This is a genomic window from Marinoscillum luteum, from assembly GCF_044005705.1.
Classification (GTDB): Bacteria; Bacteroidota; Bacteroidia; order Cytophagales; family Cyclobacteriaceae; genus Marinoscillum; species Marinoscillum luteum.
On the sequence record NZ_JBIPKE010000008.1, the window covers coordinates 53293 to 66446 of the forward strand.

The following is a 13154-nucleotide window of genomic DNA, read 5'->3' on the forward strand; positions in this document are numbered from 1 at the left end:
GGGAGCCTTCAGCTAAACCGGACAGGGCCACTGGGGCTGATTCTCAAATTCATGAATGTTTTTTATTACCTGGATTACCACTTCACAGCCACCTTACCAATGGATTTTCTGCCTTCCAGGTAGGTATGAGCATCTGAAAGCTGAGTGTAGGGGTACTCTTTGCCCACTGTGGGTTTGATAGCACCAGATTCTGCCAGGTCAATGACCGCCCGCAAAGAGCGCTGAAAGGCTTCAGGTTTGTGGTCAGCAATGCGGAGCATATTGATGCCAATAAGTGCGGTAGATTTAGTCACAAATCCGATTGGACTCCACCACCCAAATCCGAAAAGCAGTTTGAGCATTTTGATGATATTACCTCTGGCTTCTGTCATTTTGGAGGCTCCATAGAGTACGAGTCGTCCTCCCGGCCCCAGCAGTTTAAAGTCTTTTTTCACATAGTCTCCTCCAATGGGATTGAAGGTAGCGTCTAATTTCCGCCCGAAACCAAGTTTTTCCACTTCGGTCTGATAGTCTACTTCCCGGTAGTTGATCGGGTAGTCCACTCCAAGTTCGCGGAGGTATTCCATCTTTTCTTCAGAACCGGCGGTGCCAAAGATTACACAACCCTTTCTTTTCAACAGCTGAACAAGGGCCGTGCCCACTCCCCCTGCGGCGGCATGTATGAGTACATGATCACCCCTGTAAAGGCTCACAGTTTCTTCAGCCGCAAAGTAAGCAGTGATGTACTGTGTGGCCAGGGCGGTGGCTTCTCCCACACTGAAGCGCTCAGGTATTTTGGCTACAGCCATGGCAGGAGAGATCACATGATCTGCGTACCCACCAAACCTTGTGAATGCCAACACTCGCTCGCCTATTTCAAACCCCTCTACTCCGGCACCGATCGCTTTGATGCGCCCTACATTTTCATAGCCTATGACCGCCGGAAGCGGTGGGCAGTCCCGGTAAATACCCAGCCGGGCCATGACATCAGCAAAGTTGAGACCGAAGCCCTCAGATTCAATAAGCAATTCACCACTCTTGGGTGTAGGCGTGGCCTGTTCGCGGAGTTCAAAGGCTTCATCTGCAGCTCCGTTTTTGACAAGGGCAAAGACTCTCATGAGCGGTTAATTTTTAGATGTATTGAAATGATCATTCATTCTGGCTTCCAGTTCTGCCGTGCCGGCATAGGAAGGTGACAGTGACTGCTGTCCGGGAAACTTTTCCATCTGCAGGGTTTGTGTAGGGAAAGCGAAATTGACACCAAGCTTTTTACCCAGTTTAATGATCTCGATGAGCACTTCATGTCGGGCCTTCAGCTCCGCTGGCCAGTCCGGAACCTCAAAGAAGATATAAAACATGATATTGAGAGAGAAAGTGGCCATGTCGTTGAAATAGATATTGTAGTAGTCCTTTCGAGTGTCCGGATGATTTTCTACAATCTTTCTCAGGCCTTTCACAAAGGTTTCTATCAGTTCGGGAGGGGTGTCGTAGGTTACCGCTATCTGGGTGTAAAAGCGGCGATATTGGCGCATGCCATGATTATCTATGGTGCTGTCGGCCAGTTTGCCGTTCGGCACGTACATCAGCGAGTTTCTAAAAGTACGGATTCTGGAAGACCTGAAACCCACTTCTTCTACGCTACCATCTATTTCGCCCGAGGTGATCCAGTCACCAATCTGGAAGGGCCGGTCGATGAAGATCATCAGCGACCCGAAGAAATTTTTGATGGTATCCTGGGCAGCCAGGGCAAAGGCCAGTCCACCAATGGAGAGCCCGGTAAGTAGCGGGATGATCGGAATATCCAGGTTTTGAAGGATGAAAAGCGTACCCACCCCCACTACGAAGGTTTTGAGGGTCTTTCTGAGCAGTGGAACCAGCTGGTCGTCCAGAGTGCTTTCTGTCCGACGTGCCAGGTTTTCCAGGTACATAGCCAGTATATCCACCAGCCTGTAAAACACAATGGTACCAAAAAGGGGCAGTAGCGCCCTAAGGATGAGCATGGACCAGTGAGCCACATCCGGAGGAAACTGCAATACAGGCAAAAAGACCCGAAGTAGCAGAATGACCACAAAAATACTGATTGGTCTGGCCACGGGAAGTAAGAAGCGATCAGCCAGACGTTCGTACCCTGCATTTAGTAGCATGCGGGTAATGAGTTGCTCAAAGAGAAATGTAAATATTTTGTGAATGACGACACAGAGCATCGCGAGGATGAGCATACCCAGATACTGATACAGGTACAGGCCCATGATCTTGCGGGTACCCATTTTGGGAAGTAGTTCCAGTAGCTTATCCGTGCCGAACGGGAACACTTCATCGTGAAGTTCGTCTATTGAGCCAATGGAAGATTTGGAATACATCCATTGATTGCCTTGCTTCTCGAGGAAAATCTCTGGACGGTCTTTACTAATCACATATTGAGCCCTGTTTCTTGTACTATCCCGGTAGTTAGGGTTTCTCGGCAACTCATCCATGTTGATGTAAGTACCTTCTCCGTCCCAGATTTGCTTCAGCTTGATGGCACTCTCAATAGCATCTTCTTTTTTGATACCTGAAAGGCCAAAAGGAACTGCCGCCAGGTTTTCATCGTAATGATCCTCCTGTAAGTAATAAAGGTGAGTTCTCACTGCGGCATATGGAGAGGATAAATCCACATAAAGCGAGTCCTGAGAAAACCCCCAAAAGGAGATGAAACAAAGTCCAACAAAAAGCAGTTGTTTGCTCATATTAATCTCGTTTTTTGGGGCAAAGGTAACCGTAAAATCCTTTTACCTTTGGAGCCCTTTGTAAAAGCAAACTGAATTTATGAGTAATCCTTTTTTATCTGCATACAACACCCCTTTTGAAGTCCCACCTTTTCATTTGATCAGGAATGAACACTATATGCCTGCCCTGAAACAGGCCATTACTGAAGCCCGTGAGGAAATTGAAAACATTGCTGGCTCTACTGATCCAGCCACTTTTGAAAACACCATAGTAGCGCTGGAAAAGTCCGGAGCTCTGATGGAGCGGGTTACTTCAGTTCTGTTCAATTTGAACTCCGCTGAAACCAATGACGAGCTGCAGGGAGTAGCTCGTGAAGCCTCACCCTTGTTGTCAGAGTTTGATAATGAAGTGAAACAAAACACTCGCTTATGGGAGCGGATTAAGACGGTTTTCGAAAACCGTGAGCACCTGTCGCTTGATGGAGAACAATCGATGCTGCTGGACAAAACCTATAAAGGTTTTGTGAGAAGTGGCGCCGACCTGGATGGGGCCAAAAAAGAACGTTACAAGGAGATTTCTATCGAGCTTTCCAGGCTTTCACTTCAGTTTGGTGAAAACCTACTGGCTGAGACCAATGATTTCCTGTATTTGGTGGAAAGCAAGGACGATCTGGCCGGCTTACCAAAGGATGTCATCAGCAGAGCTGCCAGCACTGCAAAACAGAAGGGGCATGAAGGGAAATGGGCCTTTACACTTCAGGCACCCAGCTACATGCCAGTGATGGAATACGCGGACAACCGATCACTCCGGGAGAAGCTTTACAAGGCCTATATGTGCAAAGCCTTGAAAGGAAATGAACGAGACAACCAGGAGATTGTACTGCAGCTGTCCAAGCTGAGGGCCGAGAAGGCGCAGTTGCTCGGGTACGGTACCTACGCTGAGTATGTGCTGGAGGAACGAATGGCTGAATCTCCTGCCAGGGTTGAGGATTTCTTAAATGACCTGATGACGCGCGCGCTCCCCAAGGCAAAGGAAGAAGTGGAAGAGCTGCGTGCTTTCATGCAAGAGTTGGGTGCTGATCATGAGCTTCAGCGATGGGATTGGGCTTACTACTCAGAGAAGCTCAGAAAGAAGAAGTATGATCTGGACGATGAACTCACCAAGCCCTATTTTAAATTGGAAAATGTCATCTCCGGAGTGTTTCAAACCGCAGAAAGACTTTTTGATATTTCTTTCCGAAGAAATGAAGAAATCCCGGTCTATCACCCTGATGTTCAGGCTTATGAAGTGTTAGGTGGCAAGGGGACCGTCGTTGCGATCTTCTTTGCAGATTTTTTCCCGAGGGATGGTAAACGTGGAGGTGCATGGATGACCTCTTACCGCGATCAGAAGAAAGTAGGAGGGGAGAAGGTGATTCCGCATGTATCTATCGTGTGCAATTTCACGCCTTCCTCAGAGGATGTGCCTTCCTTGCTCAAGTTTGATGAGGTCACCACCCTCTTTCATGAGTTTGGACATGCGCTGCATGGTATGCTTGCAGATACTCGCTATGCCAGTTTATCAGGCACTCACGTATACTGGGATTTTGTGGAGTTGCCTTCACAGATTTTGGAAAACTGGTGTTATGAAAAAGAGTGCCTGGATCTGTTTGCCAAGCATTTTGAAAATGGAGAGCTGATACCCGCAGAATATGTGAAAAGACTGAAGAAGAGTGCTACATACCATGAGGCGTATGCCACAGTGAGGCAGTTGAGTTTTGCCGCATTGGATATGAACTGGCATAACATTCCCTTTGAAAAGGCAGGGACGCTGGCTGATGTACGGGCAGTGGAGAACGAAGCGTTTGCTTCAACCGATTTGTTTCCGCCAGTACCGGACACTAACATGAGTGTGCAGTTTGGGCACATTTTCGCAGGGGGATATGCTGCAGGATACTATAGCTACAAATGGGCGGAGGTTTTGGATGCAGATGCCTTTTCGGTTTTTCAGGAGAAGGGCGTGTTTGATAAGGCTACGGCACTATCATTCAAAGAAAACATCCTTAGCAGGGGTGGTACGGAACACCCGATGACACTTTATAAGAAATTTAGAGGGAAAGCTCCTGCACCCGATGCGCTCCTGAAGCGCGCAGGGTTGGGTTAATATTTGATCTCGCTGTAGAGGGTTTTACCCTCTGCTCTGAGGGTCTCCTGAATATCCGCTACAAGGCTGTCCAGCTCGTTTTTGAGTTTTTGTATTTCCTCTTTCATCAGTGGAGAGGGGCCAAAAACCAGCTCTTTTTCACTTGGTGAGACGAGCTTCTCACGATAATTTTTATCAGTGATAATGCGGTTGAGCTGTGCAGACACCACACCGATCAGACTAAGCGAGTATTCAGGGTTAAATTTGAGTTGCTTCTCAGGAATGGCATAGAGCATAGAGCCAATCTGATAGTTATTGAGGCCTATGGGTTCGTGAGCATCCCGTTGCAGGGTGCAGAGTAGCCTGATCATCTTTTTCAATCCGCCATTGCACCGTGTGTCTTTGGAGTTGATTCGGGCAATGTTCAGAAAGGGGAGATACTTTCTTCGGGTTTTTTTGGTCAGGTTGTATTCGCTGATACCCCGGTCTATTTCCCTTTTAGAGGTCATGTATTCGGGGTTTTGTAGCCAAATTGCCGGGAGTATTTTCACTTCACATGTGGGCTTCATGGTTCTTAACCTGATGTCAAGCTTATTGCTATAATCTACTTCTTTGAATGACAGGTCGCCCGAGAGTACCTCCAGGATTTCTCTTGCCATTCTCGATACGGTGTTCCATGGTTTGTTGTCAGTGGGTTTGGCCAAAACTAAAAGTTCCACTCCCCCATAGAGAACTACATGGGTTTCTGTCTGAATAGCTCCCTGATAACGAAAGTCTACGCTCAAGTTAATGGCGGAGAAAGCCTTTTCGATTTTTTCCTGAATTCTCTTGGTGATGTGGAAGGTTTTGTAGGCGTAGGAAGGGTCAATTTCCTGCATGCCTTCCAGTGCATATTTCAGGCAGTCGGCGTATTCACTTTCTTCAAAGGCTTCGGAGATTATTGATTCCCGGAGTGCTTCGTCATATCTTCTTCCGAGAAGATTTTCCAATAAAACACTATAATCTTTGTTCATAGGAGGCCGTGATTCCAAGCAAAATAAGTATTAAGGGTGAAAATATGAATTTTAACTTAATAAAGTAGCATGAAAGACCGTCTTTGGCGCAAATTGGAGACTTGGCAGTGCAGAGCTTTGAGCAGATCGCATGATCAATTTGATATTTTTTATCAAAAAAATAGGAGGGTGACGAATTGAGTGTTGTTTTTTAAGAAAAAAAATGTTTTTCTTTGCATCCTTATGAAGCTGATAGCCGTCATATCTCGCACACGATTCTGCTAATTCCTTAGCAGTGCCTAGGGGTTTCCCCCTGGTTGATTTTTTTCCAATTTTTTACATCGTATTATCATGTCTGGAGCTATCAGTAAATTTCTGAGAATATTCAAATTATTTATCGCTGCCTTAAAGGGAACAGAAAGTGAATTCACCTCTGGCAGTATTAACAGAGCCATTTTTCTATTGTCAATACCCATGATTGCAGAGATGGTCATGGAATCTCTCTTTGCAGTAGCGGATGTTTTTTTCGTGTCGCGGGTGAGTGTCAATGCCGTGGCAACAGTGGGACTCACCGAGTCTGTACTGATGATCATCTATTCTGTGGCCATCGGATTGAGTATGGCCACTACGGCCATTGTGGCACGCCGGGTCGGCGAAAAGAAGTTCAAAAAGGCAAGTGATGCCGGGTTTCAATCTATTTTTCTGGCGGTCATCATTGGTGCCTTGTTAGGGTGTGTAGGATATATCTTCGCTGAAGATATCCTGGTCCTAATGGGAGGGAAGCCAGATCTGATCGCTGAGGGATTGGGTTTTACCCAGATTATGCTGGCAGGTAACCTGAGTATCTTCCTGCTTTTTTTGAATAACGCTATATTTCGTGGCGCCGGGGATGCTGCCATCGCCATGAGGGCACTGTGGCTGGCCAATGGGCTCAATTTGATCCTGGATCCACTGTTGATTTTCGGATGGGGACCCGTGCCGGCTTATGGAGTGGAGGGAGCTGCCATTGCTACTACATTAGGAAGATCAATAGGTGTGCTTTATCAGGTGTATCACCTGATGAATAGGCGAGGTATTATCAAGATTGGTTGGGCCAATGTGGTGATCAGGTTCAAAACCGTAGTGGAGCTCCTGAAGATTTCACTAGGCGGAATGGGCCAGTTTCTGATTGAGTCTGCCAGTTGGATTTTCCTTGTGAAGGTAATGTCCTTATTTGGTGCCGAGGCGCTGGCGGGGTATACCATTGCCTTTAGGGTGATTGTATTTACGATTTTACCTTCATGGGGTATGTCCAATGCTGCAGCAACTCTGGTGGGGCAAAACCTTGGAGCTTCAGCTCCCGATAGGGCTGAGGAGTCAGTGTGGAAGACGGCTTTTTACAATATGATCTTCCTGGGGTTAGTGTCTGTGGTGTTCTATTTGGCCGCAGAGCCCATAATAGGCATTTTCACCGTGCAACCGGGGGTAGTAAAGATCGCTGTATCCGCTTTGCAGATCATCTGCTTTGGGTATGTGTTTTTCGCTTACGGGATGGTGATAAGCCAGGCGTTTAACGGCGCTGGGGATACCAGAACCCCTTTGATTGTCAATTTCTTTGTCTTTTGGGTGATACAAATCCCGCTGGCCTATTGGCTATCAGTGTATCTGGACTGGCAGGCAAATGGAGTCTTTTTTACCATTGCATTTTGCCACTCTTTGCAGGCAGTCATCAGTATCATGCTCTTTCGCAGGGGCAAGTGGAAAACCATGATGGTTTAGAATGACACAGAGATGAGTTCCAGGTTTCTGTCTACAGCACGGTAGATCTGGAACTCATTTTCATACTGCATGACCGAAATAGGCTGGGTAGCCGTAAGTGGCCTCCCGGTGAGCAATTGGCCCTCTCGGTCATAGAGATAGAGGTAGGATCCACCCGGGTCCACAAAAACAATGAATTCTGTACCAGCTCCCAAATGATAGTACTGATGATGAAGTGGAGTATTGGAGAAATAGTTTTTCTCAAATAAAACCAGACCATTTTCATCAAGTACCTCATAACTATTTTCTGTTCTGCGCAAAATAACGTAAGCATCGCCGGTCACGTCCTCAATGATCTGAAAATCGGTTTTTGCACCGGGCTTGTACAATTGCTCCCGCCGGGTAAGTCGGCCTTTCAGGCCGATTTCCATTAACTCACCACTGGTGGTCAGCAGGGTAATCGTGGATTTATCGAGGCTGTTGGCACTGCTCACAAACAGGTCGTCGGATATTTCCGAGTTGGTCTCGAGGGGGAAGCCGGCATAGTTGTCACCTTTTCGGTTGAGGACGAAGAGCTTACCATCTTTACGGATAGCAATGATCACATCTTTCCCATCTATCCTCCGATGCAATGGTGCTTGTACGAGGGGTTTTTCGAAGTTTTTAGGACTCCAGCCTGGCAGGGGTTTCAGGTCTTTGTCGGTGAGGTACATCAGGCCTTTGTCATCAGTGATGGCATACCGGTAATTTTTCGTATTGTCATAATCAATGATGCCGAAATACTCTATTTCCTTTATTTGAGCAAGTTTTTTAGGAAATTCGGGGAGGTAAGCCCCTGTGCGATCCAGTATATATACGGCCTCCTTCGTGGCGAAAATGTACTGTAGTTTTCCATTTTTATAATAATCAATTTGCCTTACATCACTGATGATGGGTGCTGAGATGGACTTATCCCAGATGACCGAAAAATCGGAACCAATGAGGTACACATTATTAGCAGTATCCTGCACAAATACTTCTTTGAGTTTGTTATTGTGGTTGGTAACAAGCCAGGGTTTGGTTTTGATAAAATCAGGAAGGGTGATAGACCTCAATGTTTTGATGCGTTCGGGTATACTTCTGTTTGGCAGGTTTGGCTGATAAATGGTGAGGTTGGTGTAAAATTTATCATCCACTGTGCTGAACTGAAAAGCCAGAAACTCCAGGTTTTTAAAGGAAAACTGATGCTCAGCGAGATAGTCTTTCCACGATGGCTTCAGGCCACTTAATAGCTGATTCCACGCTCTTGGTGTATTCACAAACAAGCTGAAACTGGCCTCTTTGTTGGTTTGATCCAGAAAGTGACTGATCCGAAGGGACTTGGTCCATGTGCCCTCATTTTCTATGGAGATGGTGAAATTTTTGAGCTGTTGAAGGTTGTTGCTAAACACCAGATTATTGCGATACTGGAGGTAATAGGAATCTTCAAAACCTCGCGCCAGGTTACCCAATAGGGCATAAGGAAAGTTGGCAACGGGAAGTTTACGGATCTCATAATTACCGTATTGCTCGTGATACAGTGTATCCCCGGTGGTGAGCATATGTCGCTCGCCTGCTGAGTTGAAAAACTCAAGGGCTTCACCCATGTCGTTCACTTCCAAAATCAGAAGTTGGTGATGTTCGCCGGTAGCGGCTGATTCCATCGTGATCAACCCTATTTCTTCATCCATCAGGTTGAAGGTGTAGTTCACATCAAAGTCTGCGTCCTTCAGGAGTTTGGCTTGGTATTTTAGAACATCAGGTGCGGTGGCTTGATAATACTGCTGGAGAGACGTGCCCAATGCAGCAGGATCCTTTGTACTGAAGTGGTAAAACCAGGATGCTTCAATGGGAATGATATTGGCAATGTCAAATTCTGCTCCGGAAGAAGTGCGGAAATTACTCAGAAACTGGGTTGGCTGATCTACAAAAGAAAAGCCGGTAAGGTTGGCAGTTTTATCTCCCACTTTGAGATCCAGAAAAGCCGATTTACCCAAATCCAGGTTGGTGGGATCTTGAGTGAAGATATTGATGAGCGCTGGAACCCTTTCTATGTTTAGGTAGATGTTACCATGATCTCTTTCGAGTTTAGTGAGGCGTTTCAGCTCTGGATTTTTCTGATCAAATCCCGTGGTTTCCTCATAGGAGACTGTACGGATAGCATCTTCCACCAGAAATGCGGAGAAACTTCCGATGAAGTAGTTCTTGTAAAAAATGTAAGTAAAACTATTGTCGGGGCCATCACCCACCAGTTCGGTGATGGTAAACCCTTCGTATTCTCTCGTGCGCTTCACGTAGTTGGCATCCTGGAAATGGGCCTGAGCTTTGCTAATGAAAGTTTGCTGCGAGAGGTTTTGAATCTCTACCACAAAGAGAAAGTCAAATGACTTACTGGAGGTAATATTGAGGGAAATCAGCAATGGATTCTCTGTAAAGAAATTTCGGAAATTTCCCTTGCCAGCCAGGCTGTCCAGCAGGTCTATGTTTTTGTCGATGTTCTCGACTTCCTGGAGGTAGCTGAGGTTTTTCCAGATGCTTGTTTGCTTGATTTCCTCCAGTGAAACCAGTGGTGTAGAGATCTCATAGACCAGAACGGAAGTGCCCGGCACAAAAGACCACAGGGTGAGGTCAGCGTTTTTCACCCATTTGTCATAAGTGAAATATCCGGCACCCAGGAGTAATACAATTGATAAGAAAAGGAGAAACCGCTTCAACAGATCGCTGATTTTAGCACGAAGATACTAAGGAATCATTTGAATTTAAACGCAATAAAAAACCCCGAGGATATCGGGGTTTGAATTTTTAGTTTTAGGTGAAACTGGAGGAGAGAAACTCCCGGTTCAGCCTGGCTATGTTGGTCAGGCTAATTTCCTTGGGGCATTCTGCCGCACATGCACCAGTATTGGTACAAGCGCCGAAGCCTTCTTCATCCATTTGTGCCACCATTTTCTCAGCCCTCATCTTACGCTCCACCTGTCCCTGAGGCAGCAGGGCAAATTGGGAGACTTTGGCAGAGACAAAGAGCATCGCAGATGCGTTTTTGCATGCTGCTACACAGGCACCACAGCCGATACAAGTAGCTGCATCAAATGCATTGTCAGCATCTTCCTTATTGATCGGAATGGAATTGGCATCCTGAGTGTTTCCCGAGGTGTTCACCGAAATATACCCACCAGCATGCTGTATTCTGTCAAAAGAGCTTCTGTCCACGATCAAATCCTTGATCACCGGGAAAGCCTTGGCTCTGAATGGTTCGATGTACACGGTGTCTCCATCTTTGAATTTTCTCATGTGGAGCTGGCAGGTGGTGATGGCTGAGTCCGGACCATGCGGTTTTCCGTTGATCTGAAGCGAGCAAGCACCGCAAATGCCTTCCCTGCAATCATGATCGAAGGCTACGGGATCGTCTCCTTTGCCGATAAGCTCATCATTGAGAACATCAAGCATTTCCAGGAATGACATATCAGGGGACACATCCTTGATGTCATAGTTGACAATCTTCCCTTTATCGCCGGCGTTTTTCTGACGCCAAATTTTTAGTTTAAGGTCCATAATTCGGTATTTATTTTCCGTAAAGTGCCTTGCGGCTATTACTTGTAACTTCTTTCTTTTACTTCGATGTTTTCGTATTTCAACTCTTCTTTGTGAAGGACAGCATCTCCGGGTTCGCCTTTATATTCCCAGGCAGCAGCATATTGAAATTCAGGGTTTCTTTTAGCCTCTCCCTCTGGAGTTTGGTGTTCTTCTCTGAAGTGCCCACCACAAGATTCCTCACGGTGTAAGGCGTCTTTGGCAAACAATTCACCCAATTCCAGGAAATCAGCTACTCGTCCGGCTTTGGCCAGCTCTTCATTGTATTCGTTGAGCGTACCCGGTATTTTCACATCCTTCCAGAAGGCCTCCCGGATTTCTTTGATTTCAACCATGGCCTCTTTCAACCCCTGAGCATTTCTGGCCATACCTACTTTGTCCCACATTACTTTGCCCAGCTTCTTGTGGAAGTAATCGACTGATTTAGTACCCTTGTTGTTGATGAGCCTCTCCAACTGATCCCGTACGCTTTTCTCTGCTTCGTCAAACTCAGGGGTATCTGTTGGGATTTTCCCTGTTCTGATGTCATTGGACAAGTAGTCTCCTATGGTATAGGGCAATACGAAATATCCATCAGCAAGCCCCTGCATCAGAGCTGAAGCTCCCAGTCTGTTTGCTCCGTGATCTGAGAAGTTGGCCTCACCTATCACATAACAGCCCGGGATGGTGGACATCAGGTTGTAATCCACCCAGGTACCACCCATGGTGTAGTGCACCGCTGGGTAGATCATCATGGGCATCTCGTATGGATTGTCATCTACGATCTTCTCATACATCTGGAAAAGATTGCCGTACTTAGACTTGATCACTTCCTTGCCCAGGTCGGTCACCACTTTTTTGTCATTTTCATCGAGTCCTTTCAGGTGAGCCTGCTCTTTGCCATACCGCTCTATGGCTGCAGCAAAGTCCAGGTATACGGCTTCTCCGGTGGCATTCACGCCAAATCCGGCATCACACCTTTCTTTGGCAGCTCTTGAGGCCACATCACGAGGCACGAGGTTACCAAAGGCGGGATATCTTCTTTCCAGATAATAGTCCCGGTCTTCCTCAGGCAGGTCTTTAGCTTTCAGCTTTCCGGCCCGAATGGCTTCTACATCTTCTTTCTTTTTGGGTACCCATATTCTGCCGTCATTCCTCAATGATTCAGACATGAGGGTCAGTTTGGATTGGTGATCACCGGATACCGGGATACAGGTAGGGTGAATTTGGGTATAACATGGGTTAGCAAACCAGGCACCTTTCTTGTGAATTTTCCAGGTGGCTGACACGTTGCTGCCCATGGCGTTGGTGGAGAGGAAAAATACGTTACCATATCCACCGGAAGCAATCACTACAGCGTGAGCAGAGTGCCTTTCTATTTCACCTGTTACCAGATCACGGGCGATGATACCGCGTGCTTTTCCGTCTACCATGACCAGTTCCAGCATCTCATGGCGGTTGTACATCTTTATTTTCCCACGGGCTATCTGCCTGTTCATGGCCGAGTATGCACCCAGTAGGAGCTGCTGACCCGTCTGACCTTTCGCATAGAATGTTCTCGACACCAGTACTCCTCCAAATGATCGGTTATCCAGTAGCCCACCATAATCACGGGCAAAGGGTACTCCCTGAGCTACACATTGGTCAATGATATTGGCAGAAACTTCGGCCAGTCTGTAAACGTTGGCCTCACGAGAGCGGTAATCTCCACCCTTTACAGTATCGTAAAATAATCTGTAGGTAGAGTCACCATCACCCTGGTAATTCTTAGCTGCGTTGATACCACCCTGAGCTGCAATGGAGTGAGCCCTTCTGGGGGAATCCTGAAAGCAAAATGTCTTTACGTTATACCCAAGCTCTGCAAGGGTGGCTGAGGCTGAACCTCCTGCCAGTCCGCTTCCAACAACGATAACGTCGATAAGGCGTTTGTTGGCGGGGTTAACCAGGTTGATATGATTTTTATAATTTGTCCACTTATCTGCAAGTGGGCCTTCTGGTAGTTGAGAGGGGAAATTAGAACCTATTTGCATG

At 46.7% G+C, this 13154-nt stretch carries 8 protein-coding genes; 2 read left to right on the forward strand and 6 right to left on the reverse strand.

Translation table 11 applies throughout. From position 1 onward, the window contains the following. Window positions 1-74: 74 nt before the first annotated feature. Complete coding sequence (locus tag ACHKAR_RS01130) at window positions 75-1097, reverse strand: zinc-binding dehydrogenase (RefSeq protein ID WP_395415820.1); 1023 nt, start codon at window positions 1095-1097, stop codon at window positions 75-77. Window positions 1098-1103: 6 nt separating this feature from the next. After that, window positions 1104-2705, reverse strand: a complete 1602-nt coding sequence (locus tag ACHKAR_RS01135) for a mechanosensitive ion channel family protein (RefSeq protein WP_395415821.1) — start codon at window positions 2703-2705, stop codon at window positions 1104-1106. A gap of 79 nt (window positions 2706-2784) precedes the next feature. Here ACHKAR_RS01135 and ACHKAR_RS01140 point away from each other — a divergent pair, with 79 nt between their 5' ends. After that, entirely contained in the window at window positions 2785-4827 is a 2043-nt protein-coding gene (locus tag ACHKAR_RS01140) for a M3 family metallopeptidase (RefSeq protein WP_395415822.1), read from the forward strand. On the opposite strand, the gene ACHKAR_RS01145 is transcribed toward ACHKAR_RS01140, so the two are convergent. Further along, the gene (locus ACHKAR_RS01145; protein WP_395415823.1) at window positions 4824-5819 is read right to left on the reverse strand and encodes a hypothetical protein; all 996 of its coding nucleotides are present in this window, start codon (window positions 5817-5819) and stop codon (window positions 4824-4826) included. The two genes, ACHKAR_RS01140 and ACHKAR_RS01145, sit on opposite strands and share 4 nt — an antisense overlap. A gap of 330 nt (window positions 5820-6149) precedes the next feature. Between ACHKAR_RS01145 and ACHKAR_RS01150 the strand changes: the two genes are divergently transcribed. Beyond that, entirely contained in the window at window positions 6150-7556 is a 1407-nt protein-coding gene (locus ACHKAR_RS01150; RefSeq protein ID WP_395415824.1) for an MATE family efflux transporter, read from the forward strand. Here the strand turns inward: ACHKAR_RS01150 and ACHKAR_RS01155 are convergent. The 3 genes from ACHKAR_RS01155 to ACHKAR_RS01165 form a co-directional block, all read right to left on the reverse strand. Continuing rightward, entirely contained in the window at window positions 7553-10267 is a 2715-nt protein-coding gene (locus ACHKAR_RS01155; protein ID WP_395415825.1) for a hypothetical protein, read from the reverse strand. The genes ACHKAR_RS01150 and ACHKAR_RS01155 overlap by 4 nt on opposite strands. 94 nt (window positions 10268-10361) lie before the next feature. After that, window positions 10362-11105 carry a succinate dehydrogenase/fumarate reductase iron-sulfur subunit gene (locus ACHKAR_RS01160; protein WP_159584702.1) on the reverse strand — a complete coding sequence of 248 codons (744 nt, stop codon included), beginning with the start codon at window positions 11103-11105 and terminating at the stop codon, window positions 10362-10364. Window positions 11106-11143: 38 nt separating this feature from the next. Continuing rightward, a complete protein-coding gene (locus tag ACHKAR_RS01165) occupies window positions 11144-13153 on the reverse strand; it encodes a fumarate reductase/succinate dehydrogenase flavoprotein subunit (RefSeq protein WP_159584701.1) in 2010 nt (669 codons plus the stop codon). Between the last annotated feature and the right edge of the window lies 1 nt (window position 13154).